The following is a 20,709-nucleotide window of genomic DNA, read 5'->3' as shown; positions in this document are numbered from 1 at the left end:
TGGATTCAGCTAGGGGCTTTTTCGTCGCCAAGCGTCGCCAAGCGTCGCCATGCTAACGGCTCACCAGCCCCAAACAATGGGCGGTGTGATAATTTTGATGCGACCTCCTGAATTGTTTTCGCTCTCTTCGAGCGCGGTGACCACATCACCTTCAAACTCGACAACAATTTTGCCTTTTTCTTCCACTGTTGTGTGCGAGAGCTGTTGATACACTTGCCCCGATCTAATATCTCTGACGGCGCGATAATGTTTTTTCTCCTCTAGCTGAATGAACTCCCAGCTGCCTGTGACCCCATCCTTCGTCTGCCGCATGCTCTTCTTGGTTGGTTCTCCTAAGGACTGAGAGACTTCGTCCAGCGTCATGCCAATGGCGACCTCTTTATTATTAATCAGGGCGGTCACGATCATCTGGCGCTCGTAGAGTTTCTTTAGATTCTCAATGAAGTCCTTATCTGTGGAGGCCATTAATTTTGGCGATACCCAGCCAGCGACACCAGCATGCTTCGCCTGACCTCTGACGCGATAGGCTTTGTCAGTCATAGCTAACAACTCAACCTTGGTGCCTTTGGCAAAAACACCGAGATGGCGGTTGGCTGTTTTGGTGGCAAAGACGTTGGCATCCTCAGCTACAATCAGCTCGATTTTGCGGTCGATATGTTGGTCCAAGTAAATGACCTCGGGATCGTCATCGAGCAAGGAACGGCTTTGCGCGAAGAGAAACGAGCTGGAAAAAATTAGAATGATGAAGCTGATACGCCACATAGTGATTAAAGCTAATCACGCTGGAGAAAAAATCCAGTGAGATTTTTTCCTAGTCCGTTTAAGCGATCAGAGTGCGGAAGTTGCCGTCACGGAGTGTAATCTTCTCAGCGTCCAACATTTCTAAAAATGGCATGATCAACTTGCGGTTGGTCGCCAACTCCTGGCGCAGCTCACTAGCAGTTGCTTGGCCGTGGCTGAGGATGAATGCTTTCACCTGCGCGATGCATTGTTCCACTTGCTCAGCGGTCATGAGGATGCCGCCATCCAGTTCTAGCAGCCTGCCGCTTCTGATGAGGAAATGGTAAACCTGCTGGTGTTGCGGAGTCGTTAGTAGCTCAGTTTTTGCTGGCGGGAGCAGTTTGGCTTGCGTGATCGTTTGGTAAATTTGTTCAGCTAACGATTCTAGCTCAGCTGGAATTTCTGTCAGGTGATTATTGCTGGCGATTCCTTTGTCTGTCTTTTTAAATCCATCAGCGCATAAGGTCGCGAGTACCAGCTGAACTTGTCTATCCTCATTGAGCTCTAGCTGTTTTTCCCACTCACCACTTGGCATCGCGGTTTGTTCTGGATGGTTATTGTGCCAATCAAGCACCAGCTGTTTGGCTTTGTTAATAGTTGGCAGCCACCACTCTGCTAGAACCAAATGCCCTAGCTGAGAGTTCACCACGTTTTGGTGCTTCAGTCGGTTGACGGCACGCGTTAGCTCCGCATCGGAGAATTGGTGATTAGTGAGTAAACGATCTTCGGCGAGAACTTTTGTCCGTTCCAGCTCGGTCTGCAATACCGACTCTGGGCTGAGTTGGTCTAGCCATCTAGCTTCGAGCCTTGTCAGTCTATCAGCGCTGCGGAACTGCGCGCGCTCGGCAAGCGGGTCGAGAACAACCACGCCAGCTAGCGTTTGGCTCTGCGCGCCATCGCGAAGAATAGCATGTTCATTCAGCTGAAAGAAGTGAGCTTCGTCGAGCCGCAGTTGTGCGTATGTCTGCTCGCCCATTTGCAGCTCGTTAGTGCCATGCAGGATAACTCTAGCCCAAACGCGATGAGCACCGTGATGTAACATCACCTTCTCGGTATGTTTGAGTGTGCGCGGTGCGAGTTTGCCAATAGGTCTAGCATCTCTGCTCAGGAAAACGTCCAGCGTATCGCTCAGTTTTCCAATGCCTGTCGCGCAAATGTAGTCACCTTTATGCACGCCAGCTTTGCCGTTAGCGGCGATGGATAGATCGGGTAAATTTAGCGCAGTACGAGATCCCGGTACCGCCACCTCGCTAGTGCTGTTATGGTTTTGGATGTTGCGCACGCTGCAGCTCAGCTTGCTAGGCAGGCAGATGAGTGACTCACCTAGCTGGATAGGGCCGCCAACTAATGTGCCCGTAACCACAGTGCCGACTCCACGAGGAGAAAAAACGCGGTCGACCGCGAGTTTGGCTGGAAGATCAGATCTAGCGGAATCACGTTTGGCTAGATTTTTAATGATGGCCAGCTTGAGCTCGTCCAGCCCATCGCCAGTGTGGGCGGATATAGGGATGATTTGGGCTTCGGCGATACCGCTACCTGCGATTTCTTCGCGTACCAGCTCAGTGGCAAATTCTATATCTGAGCAGATGTCACATTTGGTGAGGGCGATGATGACCTCGTTGATGCCGAGGTATTGAAGTATCTGCAAGTGCTCTTCTGACTGTGGCATCCAGCCATCATCAGCCGCGACACAAAATACCACCAAATCTAGCGCACTGACTCCAGCTACCATGTTATTGACAAAATCAGCGTGGCCGGGCACGTCGACAATGCCTAGTTGGTAGCTGTGCTTAGCGTCGCTTAGCTCGGCATGGGCAAACCCTAACTCGATAGTGACACCGCGTGACTTTTCCTCTGGGAGGCGGTCCGGGTTAGTTCCTGTTAGCGATTGAATGAGGCTGGATTTACCGTGGTCAATATGGCCAGCGGTCCCCAGAATAAAATGTTTATCCATGCTGATAGTGAAAGATGATTAGGCCCCACTGAGCATTACCTGATTCTAGAATGCAGTGGATCTAATGACTGATTGTCGACTTGGAAATGGATATGAGAGAAGGCTTCGATGTCAATAGTTAGTTCGCCGTAGCTCTGGCTGTAACCAATGATTTTTCCATCTTCGAGGCGGTCAAAACGCATGGTGATAAAGCCACCTTCATGGAACCATGCGCGTAAGTCGTTAGCTTGCCAAATCGGCGCGTCAGCTTGTGAATCAAACTCAATGGATGATACGCGGTCAGCTGGAACTTCGATCTCTGCAAACTGAGTTTTCAATGAGATGAAACCATCTTTCACTGCGACGACCGAACCGCGGATGGAATCGCCATTGCGGAGTTTGATCTGGTGAGGCGCGGTTTCTTCATCTTGCTCAAATGTTGGCGGTGTAATCAGTTCGTTAATGGCTGATTTTTCCATGCCATTCCACGGTCTAACATTGATGTTGCTGACACGCATCGGTTTGCTATCAGATGAGGCAAAGATGAGGCCTTTTTTAGCTTTCGCTAGGTTTGGGTTGTTGGAGCGCAGCATGCCAACACGTTTGCCATCGATGACTACGGTGAAGTCGCCATTTTCTTTGTTAGCGTAGATCTCTATGTGCGCTTTCTTACCTTGGGTATTAGGATTATCCCATTTCAGGAATGAGGTCATGTGGGCGTTATTTGCTTTGCCTCCTTTGACCTGAAGCCGCACTTGGCTGCTCATGATGGAGATGACATAACTGTGGCTCGGGTGGTTAGTATTGATCTCATTAGCATACAGGTGAACTTCTAGGCTTGGGCTATTGGTCCACTCCATCATGAATGAGATATAAGCTTTATCCCTGAGGCCAATGTCTTGGCCGATGTGAGCTGCTTCGTTAGAGATGAGTGTGCCATTGGAGAATGTCCATGACTTTGGGCTAGAGTTTACCCACTCGCTGAGTTTGTTGGGGCCGTAATACGAGCCATTTCCTTTGTTGAGAATGTCTAAGGAGTCGACCATGCTTCGCTGGATGGTGACCTCACCAGCGTACCAGGTTTTGAGTACAATTTCGCTGGCTGATAGGCCGATCAATTCACCTTGCAGGACATCACCTTGTTGCTCAAGGAACCTTGGTTTACATACGACTCGGGCAATATTGTTGGGGATCTGACGATCACTAGCTGGTCCAGTGGAACTCATGCCGATGAGTTCAGATTTGAGAATGTTAGCTGGCAGCTTTAGATGAGGTGATTCTATAGCAAGTGATTGCTCGTCGGTGCTGTTTTTCAGACTCGCATCTAGAGAATCGCGCCCTTTGAAATAGAGCTTGCTGATAGGTTTGTCAGCAGGCGCTTCATTTTCCTCCGCCCTTGCCTTTGCTGGGTGAGCTAAGTTGGCTAGGGCGATTCCCAAAATGATGTATTGGATGAATTTATTGGGCATCAGCTTTGCTTGGGTTAGATAGTGAGGTGACGGCAGATAGATTGATTTTGCAGGGGCCGAGCAGTGGGTGAGTAGTCAAGAGTGTGCCGTCATTGAGTGAGCTGGCTGACAGTTTGATATGCCCGTGGCCACTGAGCTCAGCTTGCATGCTAGTTGGCGGAGATGGCGCGTTGGCTTGGTCATCTTGTTTGAAGAAGAGCGCACTGATTTTTTCCATCGGCGCCTTTACTTTGGTCTGCTCGTTAGGTTGGATGAAGGTGAGTTTGGTTTTTTTATTCTCAGTGATGAGAGCATCAAAATTACAGCGGATAACATTGCCAATGTCATCGACAAGAACATCTTGAGAGCGATCGGTGATCTTGCTGGTTTGCTCTGGGCGGCTGGTTCCGTTCCACGCTTCTATGGAGATTGATTCGATATTTAGCTGGCTGCTGCTTTTGTTGTTAGCAAAGCTGATATACTTTCCCAGTGGTGCCGGTAGTGCGCTGGTACAATCTTCGATGTGTTCGTCCTCGAGGTAGAGTGAGATGGCTCCCGTGCTTTGGTTGACACGAAGTTCGACATCCATGTGGTTAGCTGGAAGGTTATCTGGCGCGGCTTCTGCCAGCTCTAGCAATGTGCTGAAGCCATGTTCTTTTGAGATGCTAGAAAGACGCAGCCCGGCATCATTGTAGACTAACTCATAGGCGTTATCGTTGTTTGTCTGAATGGAGCTTTGCACTGAGCTAAAGCGCATGCGCATGCTGATGCCGTCTTGCCAGCTGATTCTGAATTTCAGGATGTAATTTTCCGGTAGGTCAAATTGGCGCGATAAGGTTCCGCGTCCGTCGGCATTGACGTAGCGTCCATCATCGAGTTCCCATTGGCCAGACTGGCTGTTTTCCCAGTTAGCGACGTCGTCGATGCCTGAGTGAATGATTTGGTTATTGTCGACACCAACGATGATTCTATCAATGAGCTCGCGTTTGATAGAAAACTCACCAGCATACCAAGTATTGATGTGGACCGCCTGTTGGTCGATGTGGGTGATGTCGCATGGCAGGGTGTCGCCATTAATGAGTACCAGCCGGTTGTGGTGCAGTTGGTGAGCTTGGCTCTGCTGGTCGATGGCGATGTTCTTTATGCTGTCGCCTACGATGGTAAGAGGCTCGGTGGCAAATGGCGTTTTAATGCTGAGTGATGAATCATCATTCAGAGCCGTTAGGGTGCCGGTGATTTTATCGCCGCTGGTCAGAGTGAGTGTATCAGCTGACGCAGGCAGACAGAGCAGCCCTGCGTAGGCACAGGATAGAAGTCTGATGATGTGGTTAGAAGCGGTCATCCCAAAGGTCGAGTAATGATTGGTTAGCTGAGAAATCTAGCGTGCTGGCAAAATGAATGGAGATGGGGACGTTTCCTATCAGAGAGTGTTTGATGTTGAGGTGCTGGTGGTCAGATTTTACTAACGATCCAGAGATGCGCCCGTAGGGAGCGAGGAATATGCGGCTGACCTGGTTGTCGTTTTCGCTTTCTTGGCTGATGTTTTCGGTGGCGAAATTGATGACTTTAACCTCATCGAGTGGTACGCTGAGTTGTGAGTCGTACGGCCCGTAGAAGGTGACTTTACCATTGTTGATAGATTCGCAGTTGCCAGCCATTCTATCGATGCCGTTGTGCAGCATGATGAGGTCTTGGTCGGAGACTTCCATGCTGGCTGGGCTATCAAAATAGCCAGACCACTCGCTGATGCTGAGCTGGGAGATTTTGAAAATATTTGAGCGTGTGTGGTTATTGTTACCGTTGCTCAGTGCTAGGCTGAGTCCCTTGGTATGCACTTCGCTACCTAGTGGCCATTGTTTGATTAGCTGGCCGTCGATGAAGAGTAAGAGTAGCCGGTTAGGGCGGCTGATACGGATTTCTACGGCCATCTTTTTGTTGGCCATAGCGCGCACTGAGCTGGATCGGTCGCTGATTTTTTGCGATGTGATTTCACCCTTTTCGTCTTCAATCAGTCTGAGCAAATTGGCATTGTGCTGGCTGAGTGTGAGCACATAACATTGGCCGGTGACCTCGCCAATTTTTTGCATGGTGCTGAGCTTTTTCTTGGCGCTAGCCGCGGCATCTTCATCTGCTAGGTGAAGGTTTGGCGTTTCTGCAAACAGCGCGACGTTGAGGTAAAAGAGGTCTCGCCACTCGACTTCAAAACGCAGGCTGCATTGGTCAGTGAGTGCATTTTCTCTAACGAGATGTTGGTTGCTGTCTGAGGTGGAGTACCAAGACAGGCCATGGTGGGTCCAGTCGGTGGGATCTTCTGCGGGCAGCTCTTCATCGTCGAATTCCTCATCACCATTCTCTTCAGGTGAGCTGACTTGTACCCAGCCATCTTCATTGAGTGGCCCGTAGTAGAGCAGCCGTCCTTGATAGGGGTGTGAGTAGATGCTTTTTAGCTTATTGCGCGGAATGCTTAGGTGGCCGGCGTAGTCGGTATCTAGCTGGATGAAGTTAGCATCTAACGATTCTACTTTGGCTGGCAAAATATCGCCATTGCTGAGCTCGACAAACTGAGTGTACTGGCTGGATTCAGCTGGCTGGGCGTTGTTGAAAATAATGCGGTGAAGTTTATCTTGTTTGAAGGCAATGGCCTGCTCGGCATGATCATTTTTCCATACCACTTGGCCCTGGCTGTCAATCGACTGGTATTTGCCGTGCAGCTGGTCGTTGTTGGCAAAGCGCAAGAGGTCGCTCTGGCCGTGAACGAGCAGGCAGCTGGCCAATGAACTGAGTGCGATGGTGAGCGCTTGGCTGATTTTAAGATGGTGATTGGGGAAAATCATTTTTCGTAGATGGGGAGGAATCGATAGTTGAGCGCTAGAGAAAGCAAGGCGCCTGCTGTGGAGTAGGCGTTGCCGCGGTTGCCGGCCCACGATCCATCAGGCAGCTGGGTGGCTGCGAGTAGCCGGATGTGGTTTGCGTTCCATACTTGCCATGTTTCTTCGTCAGCCTGGAAGAGCGCCTGCGACATGTAGTACATGAAGTAATATGGGTAGGAGCTATCTTGATAGGTGATCTCTTTTTTGAGGTATTCTAGCGATTTTTTAAATTTGTTGCTTTCAGTTTGGTTTGTCAGCGATAGGCAAAGGTTGCCGATAGCAGTGAGAGTGACGCGACCACCAGCATTGCTGGTGTAGCCGAATGAGCCATTGCTGCCGCAGCAGCTTTTCATGTAGTCGATAGCTTTTTGCAGTGCGGCATCAGGTACGGGAATGCCAGCATTTCTCGCTGCCATAAGTGCTACGATCTGGCAGCCCGTTACCGTGGTATCTGGGTGTTTGTCTGTTGGAGAATATCGCCAGCCGCCGAGGGAGTTATGTTTTTGCGCGGAGAGGATGAGGTCGACGGCATTTTTCAGCGCTGGCGCGATTCTGGGATCATCTACCATGCCGTAACATTCAGCTAGTGCGAGGGTGGCAAATCCATGATCGTACATTTGCGGGCCGATGAAGCCGTTGGAATTTTGCCCATCAACCAAGAAGCCAATGCATCGGCTAATTTGCCCAGCGTAGGGGCCGGTATTTGGGTCATCACCGTGGGCGAGCATGGCAATGGTGCAGAGTGCGACGACACCGCGGCGAGAGCCCGATTGGTCGCCCCATGCGCCATTTTCATTTTGTGATTGAGAGAGGAATCGAAGCCCGCGGGTGTACATTGCTTCCAGCTGGCCAGGAATTGGATCATTTTGCTGACGCGGCAGCGATTGAGCGTCTAGCTGGCTTTGGGCCACAAGACAGAGCGCGAGAAAAATGGTGATGAGAGATTTCATTAAGGCTGAATTTGTTTGGTAGCTCCTTTGTTGAATGCGTCCATGGCTTGGCGAAATTCGCGCGGCACGCTTTGGCCTGATTTACCGGAATTCTTGGGCACGGTGCGCTCGCTTGGGTTGAGTTCGTTGTCCGCATCATTGGCTGGGCCTTGGGCGTCTCCTTCACTTTCACCGCCGCCACCTTGGCCAGGTTTTTCACCTTTGCCTCCTTTGCCACCTTCTTTCTGGGTCTCGCCAATGTCGCTACCGCCATCCATCATATTTTGCATCATCTGCAGCATGGAATCCATACCGCCTTGGTCGCTCTGGCCTCCTTGACCTTGACCTTGACCTTGTTGGCCTTCGCCCTCGCCTTCTTGGCCCTCGCCTTCACCTTCGCCTTGTTGGTTTTGTTTATTTTTCTCTTTGGCTGCTTCGAAGATTTTTTCGATGATTTGTGTCTGGATGGCTAGCGTATCGCCGTCGGTGATATCGCTTTCCAGCCGGTCAGTGGCTTCGCCCATGAACCCCTCAAGCTCTTCTAGCATGCCGATGATTTTTTCGTTAGCCTGCTCGTCGATGAGTTCTTGCACATCTGCCGCCAGTTCGTCTTGGTTGCGAGAAATACGATACGCGTTATTTGCAGCGGCTGATTCTCCAGCGGATTCTATCATCGCGTCGGTATCCAGCTCAGCGTTGGCTGGCACAGTGGCGACGAGACCGATGATAGCGATCGATGTGCAGATGCTTCTATAGCTTCTGTAGTTATGGGCAATCATATCGTGCTTGGTGACTGGTTGTCTTTTTCAGCTGGTGTGCCGGGTTCATCTTTCAGCTCAGCTGGCGCTGGGCGCTCACTGGCTGGATTTTCTTCCATGGTGCGCTTGAGTTGCTCGGCGGCGCGAGTGCGCGCGCGGATGTCGGTTTCAGTCTGAATCATCTTCATGACACGCAGCATGAACTCGAAGTCTTGATCGGCCATGCCGCCGCCGCCACCTCCTCCGCCACCACCGCCGCCGCCGCCAGAATTACCATCGAGCGTTTTTGCCCAATCGCGCAGTTGATCGGCCCATGCGCTGGCATTGCTGAGTGACAGGTAGCTGACGTTGGCCTGAGTGGCGGTAGTGAGCCGCTCCATGGCTTCGGTGATTCTGGCATTTTCCATTTTTTCAGCCAGCTGCTTGTGTTCGTCTTTTTGCGTGCGGGCAAAATAATGTGCGAGATCTTCTTTGATCCAGCGGATGTCGTTGGCGGTTTGTTTTTGCTCAAGGAACAGCTCGCTGATGGTGCGGAAGTCGACTGGATCAAGCTCGTCCATTGATAAGCCGATGATTTTTGGCAGATTCTCTTTGAAGCTGGCGCTGATGCCGTCTTCTTGTGAGGCGGCACGTTTCAGCCGGCTGACAAATGTGCCAGCTTCAAGTTGTTCGTTGGCTTGGTTGGCATTTTTCAGTGCCTCATTCATCTTTTGCACGGCAGCTTGTTGTTTTTCAACGGCTTCCTTGAGGTCCTCTTTGGCCTTTTCTGGGGTATTGCTGCGCTGCTCGGATTCTTCGAGTTTCTTCTGCACCTCAGGCAAATCTTTTTCAGCTAGCTCACCGATGGATTGTTTGGCGTCAGCCATTTTGCGCAGGGTGCTTTTTTCGATTTCGCCATTGCGCACGGCATCTTTGAATAGCTGCTCGAGCTTTTCATCTAGTTTCTTGAGGCGCTCGATGCTTTCCTTTTCAGCTTGGTTTTGCTGGTTGAGTTTTTCTAATGCCTCGTCGGTTTGCAGATCGTCGGCGTCGAGTTTTTCCAGCCGCTTATTTTGATCTAGCTGGTTTTGCTCACGGCGCAGTGCTTCTTCGAGCTCGCCGATGGCTTTGTCGTATTCGACTTTGAGCACTTGTGCGTGTTCAGTTTTTGAGAGGATGTAGATGGTGATGGGCGCGGAATACGAGCGCTCGCGATCTGGGTGGTAATCTTGGGCCCAAGCACGCACGGTGAGTTTTTGCGGCAGGATATCCAGCGTCATTGGTGCGAAGGCGAAGTCGTGGTTGAGGTTTGTTTCTGTTGGCGATCCTTTTTTCAGCGTCAGCTCACCAGCAGCTGGTGTTTCTGGGCTCGGGCGGGTGAACTCACCTTGCCAGATGATGCCGCACGCTTTCAGGCCAAAATCATCTTCGCCGACGATCTCGAAGTTGACGGTCTCTTCTTCCAGCATGACGTGCTGGCGCTGGATCCCTTGGAGGTAGGCAGCTGGAGCGGCGTCAGGTTTGCTTTCTAGCTGGACTTTGATGGCCTGGTCAGTGGCGAGCCCGTAGATGTCTTCCCAGTCGAGCGGGATCTGTAGCGACTGCTGGCCAATGGCAATTTTCTCAGTGGTCAGCTGGTTGCGTGAGATGCTAACTTTGAGTGCTTGGGCATCACCGGTGCCTTCTGCGGTGAGCGGAATAATTTGCCCGCTGGCCGTGGCGATGTTGCGGTTGATGAATGCTTGGATTTCTACTTCGCTGCCTTCCAGCGCGGTGAGGAATCCAGCTCTGAGGTCGGTGGTGAGTGGCGCTTGTTGCAGGTATTCTGGGTAGTTCACCGTAGCCTCGATACGCTCGATGACCGGGCGGATGATAGGCTCGGCTTGCAGCGTGTAGCGGGCGTCGCCAACGTGGATGCGGATGCGATCTTGGCTCTGCTGAGCTGGAAAGTTGAAATGATAGGCATCACCAACAAGTGGGGTTTCAATCCATTCTTGGTTGCCGTATTGAGCGCGCGCCACAGCTGGCTCGTCGGATTCTTTTTTCAAGGGCGCCTCGATGGTGAAGGCCTCGCCGTAGGGAACCATCAGCGGTGTGCCCAGCTCGGATAAATCGAGGTTGGTATAGGTGAAACGCTCGGTGTCTGAGAGCGGTAGCAGCCAGCGCTTGAGTGAATTCAAGCTAGCCTGCGGGGTGAAGACCAGAACCGATGAGGTGATGAGAAAGAGACCGAGAACCACTAGTGACCACTTGCGGTGGCTGGAGGCTGGTAGTGCTAGCTCGAGGTCGCGGTGTGAGACTTCCTGGGCGACGGCACGCAGCGCTGCCTGGCGCAGGGCGGGTGAGAGTGAGTTTTTATCTTCGTGCTGATCTTGCAGTTCCACGGCGCCGAGTAGGCGGTCACCGAGTCTGGGGAAACTTTGAGCAATAAGTTTGGCTATCTGGTTTTCACGGCGGTGGCGAAAAACCCAGCGGTGAATCCAGAATGGCGCAAATAAGGTGAACAGAGAAACGCCGCCAATCAAGATGCTCAGGCGCAAGGTGCCCGAGGTGGGTAAGAGACGGTCGAGTGCAAATACTAGCAAAAATGACGCGAGTAAACCAAAGACACCAGCAAGTACCGCCTCGGCTACTTTGATGTGCCAGAGACGTTTACGGAATTTTTCCAGTTGGGCACGCAGCTCCTCAGGGAGAGGTGCTTCGTGATTCTGATGATTGGGATCCTGCATGGATAATAGATGTTGAACCTTAAGATTACAGTTATACGAAATTCCGCCAGTGCTTTTCTATGAAAAACGTAGGGTACGATCATGACCTGCTGCGAGAAATTTCCCAGTTAATTCACCAAACTAACCGTAATTAACTGATGTCGCCTAGCTGAGGTGGTTGGCAATGTGCAGATTATCGATTCATTTGGCCGCGGCGAAGTGAGCCAGAAAAACCCATTTTTGAATGACAATTATCAGCCAGAAGGCTTAATTTATAAGGGAATGTGATTATGTTATATAAAAATGCCTGACATCTTTTTGCTGGTTTTTCTCACTGATTTCCAATCTCATAGCGGTGCCTTTTGCTGCTGGCGGTGTTTGGTTGCATGGGCTAGCTAGACATAGCAAAATGAGTGATTAAGACATGAAAACGTGTTTGCTTGGCGCATATCGAGCTTGCATTTTGGTAGAAAGCTATTATTTCCCAGCCATCTGATGAGAGATTTACAGACAGCCCCCGCTTGGACTGCAGAGGATCTTGGCCTACCGTTGCCAGATACTCGCCATGCGTGTTCTGTGTGCCTGCCTACTTGGGATTCCATTGTGGGATATGAAGAAGGGCGCGACAAAGTGATGCGCAAGCTGCGCAGTGGATACCCTAGATTTTGTATTCACCCAGCTGTTGAGCGAGTGTTTGCTGAGGCTACTACAGCTCTTGCGAGCCCGGGCCAGAAGGCGGTATTATTTCCACGCAAAGAGGCGGCTCAGAGAGCCCAGCGGTATGTAGAAAAGCGCACCAGCGAGGCGACTAGCATTGTCAGCTACGAGGGCATGCACGCGCTGTTGGTTTCAGAAGAAAATCTTAAGTTGGCGATGGAGTACTGGCGCTTTACCGGCGAAATCATTTCCAGCCGCCAAGCTGTAAACGTGCTCGAGGGCAAGGACGCCCAGCCAGATGAACCGCAGGTGATTCGCCACCAGATGGCGCGACTTGGTGGTTACCAAGCTGAGGACGTTTACCTTTACGAAAATGGCATGGCGGCGATTTATGCTGTTTACCGGACGATTTCAGCCAGCCAGCCAAGCAAGAAAACATTGCAAATTGAGTTTCCCTACGTGGACGTGCTCAAGGTGCAGCAGCATTTTGGTCAAGGCGTTGTATTTCTCAATGAGGCCGTTGGCGAGAGTTTGGATGAAGCGCTGCAGCGCATGACTCTGGGTGAGTTTGCTGCGGTGTTCTGTGAAATGCCAAGCAATCCGCTGCTACGCACCGTTGATCTCGCTAAAATCTCAGCGGCTTGTCGCGAAGGTGGCATCCCTCTGATTGTTGATGATACTGTGGCTAGCGCCTACAACATCGACGTCACGAGCTACGCGGATGTGATCACCACAAGCTTGACCAAATGGGTGTCAGGTAAAGGCGATGTGATGGCGGGGCAGGTGACTTTAGTGCCTGAATCACCATTTTACTCAGAGCTGAGAGAGTTTTTTGAAATCGACTGCCCAAGCGGTGTGCGCCTGTATGGCGACGACGCCTCGGTGCTGTCATTTAATGCTGAAGGGTTCTCTGAGCGCATGGCAAAGGTGAACACAGCTGGTGAGTTGGTAGCTGATTTCTTGCAGGAACACGCGGCTATTGATTCTGTGATGTTTCCTAAATTTACCACGGCAGCTGAGTATGAAAAACTCATGCGCGAAGGCGGTGGTTTTGGTGGGCTGATTTCATTCACGCTCAAACAGGCCAAGAAAACAGCGAAGTTTTACGACGCGCTGCAGCTGACTAAAGGGCCGAGCCTCGGCACCGATTTCACGCTGGTGTGTCCATTCACCATGTTGGCTCACTACGACGAGCTCGACTGGGCAGAAGGCTGTGGGGTTTCCCGTAACCTCATCCGCATCTCAGTGGGCTGTGAAGATGCTAACTGGATCATTGAAAAGCTCGAGCAAGCGCTGGATGCTGTTTCTTAGCGCTGCGCTTTGCTAGTGCGGCATAAGGTTCGGGCTGCGCCCTGAAGGTATGGCCTTCGGCCTAAGGTTCGGGCTGCGCCCTGAAGGTGTACGGTGGCTGGTTATGGTTGATTGCGCTGGTCGATTGTGTCGTGTTGTAGATTCGAGTAGCTGGTTTGCTGCCAGCCGAGTGATAGGAAGCTGTTGACGGTGACGCGCGCGATTTTTTCTCCATTGCTGGTGGTCTGGCTGACTTCGTAGACAATAAACTCGCCGAAGTTGTTGCCAGTTCCGCGGTCGAGTTGTCTCAGTTCCAGCTGGCTGGTGTCGATGGCATGGTATTTCTCTATAGTGGCTAATGCTGCCTGCTCGGCGGATGGGTCGGTGATGGTCATGTAGTTGAGCGCAAACCAGCCAGTCGCTAGGACGGCTAAAATGAGGCTGAAGGTTTTCAGCAGGGAGATGAGTGGCTTTATGTTAGTTTTCTAGCAGGGTGATGTGGTCGGGCAATGAAAAATAACAGATCGTTTTAGTTTTCTGTGGGTTCTTGCTGGGCTGAGATTTTTTTATTTCGCCCACGTGCGAGCTGCTGTATTTCCGCACTTGCAGGTAAATAACCTGTCAAAAAGTGAATATAAAAATAACTAGTGAGTCCAAGATGGCGAACTAGTGAGAAATTAAATAAATGATAAAGAAAACACTAACTAAATTGGTTCCCATTCTTTGTATTGCCCTATTCACTACATCTTGTTACGTCGAAACTTCTGCTCCTGTCTATGCTTCGGCAGGCCATTCGGTGCCGCGTGGCCACACCCGTGTGGTGATCAGCGGGGTGTCGTATTGGCATTCTGGCAGCAGCTACTACCGCTACTATCCTAGCCGCGGTTATGTGTCCTGCGCGCCACCGCGTGGAAGTAAACATTACGGGGTGAGGCATCACTCAGCTCCAGCTAGTCGCACGAGCTATGTGAAGTCGCCACCGCGTGGCGCCAAGCAGGTGCGCGTGAACAATAGCAATTACTGGGTGGCTAATAACCAATATTACCGTCATGACTCCGGTAAAGGTTATCGTCAGGTGAGTAAACCTAAAGCTGCGCCTCAGCCAAAGCCAAAAGCAAAGCCAGCTCCTAAACCTAAAGCGAAACCTGCTCCGAAGCCAAAGTCTTCAACTAAGAAGTCATCTAGCTATTCATCAAATCGCCAGGATGACAGGAACAGATCTGACTACAGAAGGTAGTCTGAGTGTGTCGGGCTGAATGGTTAATCTATCAGGTTTTCTAGCAAAAATGGAGAGTTGGCTCCATTATACTGACGTAAGTTTTTTGAAAGCTGGCTAATTGCTTGGTGATTACCTTGTTTGGTAGCTGGATAAGAATAGCAAAAAGCAACCAGTGTCAGCTCTGCTGACACTGGTTTTTTTGCCTCTATGCCTTATAGACTAAAGGAGAAATGTACTTCTTTATTTGTCAAATTGCGTTTAGGAACGGTCGTTTGCAGGGCGTGGATGCTGTAATGGCCTGAGATCAGGCGTTTAGTAGAGTATTTTTAACGATAAGCTGAGTACTAATTGTCAAATTTTGCGCGAAATTTGCTTGTGAAATTTTTAACAAGCCCTAAAAGCCCCGCAGAAGTCATGGCTAATTTCTTTCCACGTTGGTCCAATTTAGTTCCGTTTCAGATCGCAGGATCTGTTGCGTGTATCGCATTAGGTGTAGCTGCGGGTTTTGCATATTATGCAACTCCGAAAGCACAGAGGGTCGGCTATCAGCCGGACCAGCCTATCCCCTTTGATCACGCATTGCATGTCACTCAGAACGGTATTGATTGTCGTTACTGCCACAGTTTTGTGGAAGAGAGCGGCCATGCCAATGTGCCTACGGCTGACACTTGTTGGAAGTGTCACCAGCACGTACAAACGGAGAATCCGAAGCTTGAACCACTGCGAGCAGCAGTTGATGAGAGTTACGCAGGGTATACAGGTAAACCCATCGAGTGGGTGCGCATTCACAAAGCGCCCGACTACGTTTACTTTGATCACTCAGCTCACCTTAACCGCGGTATTTCATGTGTTAGCTGTCACGGGCAGGTCGATGAAATGCGCAAAGTCTGGCATGATAAGAGCCTGAGCATGGATTTCTGTTTGGAGTGTCACCGCGCGCCAGAGAAGCACCTGCGACCGCTAGAAGAAGTGTATAATTTGAAGTTTGATGCGGCTGAATATCTCGCAGCGCATCCTGAGTTAGGGATCAAAGTTGAGGCTGGAGAAGATGCCCAGCTGGCTTTGGGCAAGGCCCTAAAAGAGAAGTGGAGCATTCAGCCGAAAGAGAGCTGTTTCACCTGTCACCGATAATTTCGTATCCCACGCCTGCTAATAGGAAAACAAAGCATTTAGAAAGATAATGAGCGACCGCAAGATGAATAAGGCAGAAGAGACCGGCACGAAAGTGTGGCGTAGTCTTGGCCAGCTGGAGGATACGCCACAGTTCCGTGAGTATTTGGAACGTGAATTCCCAGAGGGTTCAGCCCAGATTGAGACCGAAGAAGATCGCGAGGTAACTCGCCGTTCATTCATGAAGTTGATGGGGGCATCTACAGCTTTGGCTGGATTTGGTTTGGCGTCATGTCGCCGCCCTGAATCATTGATCGTTCCTTTCGCTGAGGCACCTGAATGGGTGATCCCAGGGAAGCCACTATATTATGCTTCGTCGATGCCATCTGCCAAAGGTGCGGCATCTCTAGTAGTGACTACACACGAAGGTCGTCCTACAAAGATTGAGCCTAACCGCTTGTTCAGCAAGCAGGGCGGTACAGGTACATTTGCTCAGGCATCTGTGCTTAACATGTACGATCCAGCTCGTTCACGTGATTTTGTTAAGGCTGGTAAAACAGTGACTCGTGGCGAGTTTGAAGAATTTGCCAAAGAGCTCTCCGCTGATCTTAATAAGACAGCCTTTGTATTTGGTGAAGATAACTCAGCGACTCGCGACCGTTTGGTAGGTGAGATTGCCGCCAAGCATAGCGGATCTAAGTTTTACAAATACGAAGCTCTAGCTGGCGAAGGTCAGAAGCTAGCTAACGAAAAAGTATTTGGCAAAGGATCAGCTGTTATTGCTGATTACAGCAAGGCTGAGCGCATTCTCTCGCTAGATGCTGATTTTCTAGAAATGGACCAGCAGGGTCCAGTTAGTGGTTTTTATAACAACCGCGCTGTTGAAGGTCCTCAGTACGACCAGAAGCCGGACAAAAACCGCATCAATCGTCTTTATATCGCTGAAGGTATCTTCAGCCTGACAGGTGGCATGGCGGATCACCGCCTGCGCATTGCTCCAAGCCAGATTGTTCGCATCGCTGCGGCAGTTGCTGTTGAGCTGGGTGTTAGCACTCAGGTTCCAGCTGGCGCGCTCGGTGAGTTCGAGCAGAAGTGGGTAAAAGAATGTGCCGCTGACCTGAAAGCACACGCTGGTCACAGTGTGGTAGTAGCTGGCTCACGTCACAGTGAAGCCGTCCAGCAGCTGGTGATTGCGATCAACCAGAAGCTCGGCAGCTACGGCAAAACACTCAAGCCAGTAGTGACTAACTCTGGTGCTTACGGCAAACTAACTGATCTGCTCGCTGACATCGATTCTGGTGCCGTGGAAAATGTGATCCTCGTTGGTCCAGCTAACCCAGTGTACGACGCCGCTGGATTTGCCGCTGCCGCTAAGAAACTGAAAAACTTGGTGCATTTGGGCGAACGCCTCGATGCCACCGCCAATGCAGCTAGCTGGCACGTTCCTGCTGCTCATTACCTCGAGAGTTGGGGTGATTCCTATGCTGCTGACGGTCGTTACACCGTTGTTCAGCCAATGATTCTGCCACTCTACGGTGGTGTTTCTGAGCTGGATCTTTTGGTTGCTCTGCTAACTGGTAGCAAACTTTTCAACTCTATCACCGAAGGCGCCAAGCTTTCACCTGCTTACAAAGAGGTTCGCAAGACCTTTGAAGGCATTGGTGGGGCAGGCGACGCCGCGTGGACAAAACTGCTGCGCGACGGATTCTCAGATAAGGGAGCTTATGCAGCCGCTCAAGTGGGTGCAGCTGATCTATCATCTGTAGTTGGCGCGGCAGTAGCTGCTCCTACAGTTGAGGCATTAGAAATTTCATTCCTAGCGGATCCATCAGTTCTGGATGGTCGCTACATCAACAACGCCTGGTTGCAGGAAGCTCCGGATCCGCTAACCAAGATCACTTGGGATAACTGCGCGATGATTTCGCCGCAGACAGCTAAAGATCTGGGACTCTATGAGAAACTCGTGCAGCTGGAGCCAAAAGGTAAGCTGTACGGCATGGTGGATGTTTCCAAGCCTAACGCACCAGTTGGTCCTGACGGTGAAGGTCGCGATCGCGCCCAGCCAGTGATCAAAGTTGTGGTCAATGGCGCCGAGCTGGAAATCCCAGTGATGGTGGCATTTGGTCAGGCTGATAATTTGATCTCAATCGCACTTGGTTACGGTCAAGGGTACGACGAGCACAACGAGCTAGGCCTCAGCACTGAAGGTGCAGCGAATGTTAGCCAAGTAGGCGTCAACACAGGTTTCAATGCCTATCTGCTACGCACCGCTGAAACTCCATACATCGCCACTGGCGCGAAGATCGAAGACCTCGATAAACGCTACAGCACCGCGGTGACTCAGGAGCACCACTCAATGTACGGTCGCGCGATTGCTCGCGAGATTTCCACTAACGACGTGGAGCACAAAGGCAGCTTCGAGAAGCAGCTAGAAGGCGTGAAAAAGCAAGGTGTTGATTCACACGCACCGCCAAATATTTCTCTCTACAAACAGAAAGGCTCAAGCACTTGGCACGATAAGTACCAAGCCGACGAGCACCTGTTTGACAAACGTCAGCAGTGGGCGATGACCATCGACCTCAACAGCTGTACTGGCTGTAATGCTTGTTTGGTAGCCTGTCAGGCGGAAAACAACATCCCAGTTGTGGGTAAAACTCAGGTGGCGATTGGTCGCGCGATGCACTGGATCCGTATGGACCGCTACTTTGCTGCGGTGCAGAAAACAGACATCAATGGTCAACTGATCACTGAAGATGATGGCCACGGTCATCAGGTGCCAGTTTACGACGAGTCTAACCCAGAGATGATTCCTCAGCCGGTAGCCTGTCAGCAGTGTGAAAGCGCTCCATGTGAAACTGTTTGCCCAGTGAATGCTACCGTTCACTCAGAAGACGGTCTCAATACAATGGCGTACAACCGCTGTATCGGTACTCGTTACTGCGCTAACAACTGCCCGTACAAAGCACGTCGCTTCAACTTCTTTGATTACAACAAGCGCAACCCGCTAGTTCACAAGAACCTCTACAAAGGACCTCTCGGTGAGAAGCAAGTGGGCGAAGCTCCACACCTGCAGCGCAACCCGAACGTTTCTGTTCGTATGCGTGGTGTGATGGAGAAATGTACTTACTGTGTGCAGCGCCTGCAGGAAGCTAAGATCAAGGCCAAGTCAGTTCTTAAGAACAAGTCAGTGGCTGCTGGAGTTCCTTCAGCTGAAGTTAGCGTTTCTGATGCAGAAATGCGTCCGCCAGTGAACTCAGTGCGCGTGGCTTGCCAAGACGCCTGTGAAGCTGGAGCCATTACCTTTGGTAACATCCAAAATGGTGACAAAGAGACCGTGGTTCGCGCTCGTGACTCGAAGCGTAACTACGCCCTACTCAACTACATTGGCACCATGCCGCGTACCACTTACTTGGCACGCGTTAAGAATCCAAATGCCAAGATGCCAGACGCTAAGGCGATTGGTAAAGCCACCATCTCCATGCACTAATCAGCTGAGAATTATCACATTTACTAATACCTAATTTCATAAGAAACCATGGCAAATTCTGCAACAGCCGGAACAGACAGTAACAAGCCCAAGATTCCCGTCTTGGAGCGTGAGCAGCTGATCCTTAACAACCGATCCTACAACTGGATCACAGAGACCATCTGTGGCATCATCGAAGGTCGTCAGCCGCTGATTTGGTGGCTGCTCTTCATCCCAAGTGTGATCGTAGCTGCGATCGGCGTAGGTGGCGGTCTATTCTACCTTGTCTCCACCGGTGTCGGTGTTTGGGGCAACAGCAACAACGCAATGTGGGGCTGGCCGATTGTTAACTTCGTTTTCTGGATTGGTATTGGTCACGCCGGTACCTTGATTTCGGCGATTTTGTTCCTTACCCGACAAAACTGGCGAACCTCGATTAACCGAGCAGCGGAAGCGATGACCATTTTTGCGGTCTGCTGTGCGGGTATTTATCCAATGTTCCACGTTGGTCGTGTATGGATGGTTTGGTTCCTAGCACCAATTCCAAATGCCAATGCGATCTGGCAGAACTTCAAATCACCATTGCTGTGGGACGTATTTGCGGTTTCCACTTACTTTACTATCTCCTTGATCTTCTGGTACATGGGCATGGTTCCAGATCTGGCTACTATCCGTGACCGTTGCAAACCTGGTCTGCGTAAGATGCTCTACGGTATCTTTGCTCTCGGCTGGCGTGGCGGTAACCGTCAGTGGAGCCACTACGAGATGATGTACCTTCTTCTCGCAGCGCTATCTACTCCGCTGGTTCTTTCCGTTCACTCTATCGTTTCGTTTGACTTTGCGACCTCAGTGGTTCCTGGCTGGCACACGACTATTTTCCCGCCATACTTTGTGGCTGGTGCGGTATTTGGTGGTTTCGCCATGGTACTCACTATCATGATCCCAGCGCGTTTCATCTACGGTCTGCAGGACATGATCACGATGAAGCACATCGACAACATGGCCAAGATCATCCTCTTGACTGGTACCATCGTTGGTTACGCCTACATCATGGAGTTGTTTGTAGCTTTCTACTCAGGATCTAAATACGAAGGTGCAGCGTTCTGGCTGCGAATCGCAGGACCATACGACTGGGCTTACTTCTGCATGATGTTCTGCAACGTGGTTGCGCCACAGATTTTCTGGGCCAAAGCGATGCGCGAGAACCTCTGGGTCGTTATGGGCGTTTGTATGCTGGTGAACATCGGCATGTGGTTTGAGCGATTTGTAATTATTGTCACCACACTTCCACGTATGTGGCTGCCAGGTGATTGGAAATACTACAACCCAAGTGCAGTCGACATCATGACTTACGTCGGCACCGTGGGCATGTTCCTCACGCTCTTCCTTCTCTTCTTACGCTTCCTGCCATGTATCAACATTGCAGAGGTGAAATGGACACTTAAACAGAGTGACCCGCATTTCGATGACATCAACGATCATCCAGATGATGGCACTGAAAAGGCTGAAGCCTATCAACAAGAACTTCACGGCGGAGAAGCCAAATAAACACAACCATTTAA

Annotated in this window: 14 protein-coding genes; 5 read left to right on the top strand and 9 right to left on the bottom strand. The window is 50.8% G+C overall.

The features are described 5' to 3' along the window. Positions 1–60 precede the first annotated feature (60 nt). From JIN82_RS04505 to JIN82_RS04470, 8 genes are read right to left on the bottom strand one after another with little or no spacing between them, the layout of a single operon-like run. On the bottom strand, positions 61–762 hold the full coding sequence (locus tag JIN82_RS04505; RefSeq protein WP_200310448.1) for a hypothetical protein: 702 nt from the start codon (positions 760–762) through the stop codon (positions 61–63). A 58-nt stretch (positions 763–820) separates the two neighbouring features. Continuing rightward, positions 821–2,734 carry a selenocysteine-specific translation elongation factor gene (gene selB, locus JIN82_RS04500; protein ID WP_200310447.1) on the bottom strand — a complete coding sequence of 638 codons (1,914 nt, stop codon included), beginning with the start codon at positions 2,732–2,734 and terminating at the stop codon, positions 821–823. A gap of 35 nt (positions 2,735–2,769) precedes the next feature. Then, positions 2,770–4,182, bottom strand: a complete 1,413-nt coding sequence (locus JIN82_RS04495) for a hypothetical protein (protein ID WP_200310446.1) — start codon at positions 4,180–4,182, stop codon at positions 2,770–2,772. Beyond that, the gene (locus JIN82_RS04490) at positions 4,172–5,503 is read right to left on the bottom strand and encodes a hypothetical protein (protein ID WP_200310445.1); all 1,332 of its coding nucleotides are present in this window, start codon (positions 5,501–5,503) and stop codon (positions 4,172–4,174) included. The genes JIN82_RS04495 and JIN82_RS04490 overlap by 11 nt, the downstream gene beginning before the upstream one ends. Next, on the bottom strand, positions 5,490–6,995 hold the full coding sequence (locus JIN82_RS04485) for a hypothetical protein (RefSeq protein WP_200310444.1): 1,506 nt from the start codon (positions 6,993–6,995) through the stop codon (positions 5,490–5,492). Before JIN82_RS04485 ends, JIN82_RS04490 begins: the two co-directional genes overlap by 14 nt. Continuing rightward, positions 6,992–7,981, bottom strand: a complete 990-nt coding sequence (locus JIN82_RS04480) for a prenyltransferase/squalene oxidase repeat-containing protein (protein ID WP_200310443.1) — start codon at positions 7,979–7,981, stop codon at positions 6,992–6,994. The genes JIN82_RS04485 and JIN82_RS04480 overlap by 4 nt, the downstream gene beginning before the upstream one ends. Further along, positions 7,981–8,739, bottom strand: coding sequence for a hypothetical protein (locus JIN82_RS04475; RefSeq protein ID WP_200310442.1), 759 nt, complete (start codon positions 8,737–8,739; stop codon positions 7,981–7,983). The genes JIN82_RS04480 and JIN82_RS04475 overlap by 1 nt, the downstream gene beginning before the upstream one ends. After that, entirely contained in the window at positions 8,736–11,426 is a 2,691-nt protein-coding gene (locus JIN82_RS04470) for a hypothetical protein (RefSeq protein WP_200310441.1), read from the bottom strand. Before JIN82_RS04470 ends, JIN82_RS04475 begins: the two co-directional genes overlap by 4 nt. A 474-nt stretch (positions 11,427–11,900) precedes the next feature. Here JIN82_RS04470 and JIN82_RS04465 point away from each other — a divergent pair, with 474 nt between their 5' ends. Further along, positions 11,901–13,373, top strand: a complete 1,473-nt coding sequence (locus JIN82_RS04465; RefSeq protein ID WP_200310440.1) for a PLP-dependent transferase — start codon at positions 11,901–11,903, stop codon at positions 13,371–13,373. A gap of 101 nt (positions 13,374–13,474) precedes the next feature. On the opposite strand, the gene JIN82_RS04460 is transcribed toward JIN82_RS04465, so the two are convergent. Next, complete coding sequence (locus JIN82_RS04460; protein ID WP_200310439.1) at positions 13,475–13,747, bottom strand: hypothetical protein; 273 nt, start codon at positions 13,745–13,747, stop codon at positions 13,475–13,477. Positions 13,748–14,037: 290 nt separating this feature from the next. Between JIN82_RS04460 and JIN82_RS04455 the strand changes: the two genes are divergently transcribed. The 4 genes from JIN82_RS04455 (at position 14,038) to nrfD (ending at position 20,695) form a co-directional block, all read left to right on the top strand. Then, positions 14,038–14,589 carry a DUF6515 family protein gene (locus tag JIN82_RS04455; protein WP_200310438.1) on the top strand — a complete coding sequence of 184 codons (552 nt, stop codon included), beginning with the start codon at positions 14,038–14,040 and terminating at the stop codon, positions 14,587–14,589. A gap of 396 nt (positions 14,590–14,985) precedes the next feature. Then, a complete protein-coding gene (locus tag JIN82_RS04450; RefSeq protein ID WP_200310437.1) occupies positions 14,986–15,702 on the top strand; it encodes a cytochrome c3 family protein in 717 nt (238 codons plus the stop codon). Positions 15,703–15,751: 49 nt separating this feature from the next. Then, positions 15,752–19,168: a TAT-variant-translocated molybdopterin oxidoreductase gene (locus JIN82_RS04445; protein WP_200310436.1), complete on the top strand. Its 3,417-nt coding sequence runs from the start codon at positions 15,752–15,754 to the stop codon at positions 19,166–19,168. A 48-nt stretch (positions 19,169–19,216) separates the two neighbouring features. Then, a complete protein-coding gene (nrfD, locus tag JIN82_RS04440; protein ID WP_200310435.1) occupies positions 19,217–20,695 on the top strand; it encodes an NrfD/PsrC family molybdoenzyme membrane anchor subunit in 1,479 nt (492 codons plus the stop codon). The last annotated feature ends 14 nt before the right edge of the window (positions 20,696–20,709 follow it).

It is taken from the genome of Persicirhabdus sediminis, from assembly GCF_016595495.1.
GTDB classification, from domain to species: Bacteria; Verrucomicrobiota; Verrucomicrobiia; order Verrucomicrobiales; family Akkermansiaceae; genus Persicirhabdus; species Persicirhabdus sediminis.
Note: the sequence above shows the minus strand (reverse complement) of the source record. Positions and strands in the feature narration are given on the sequence as shown.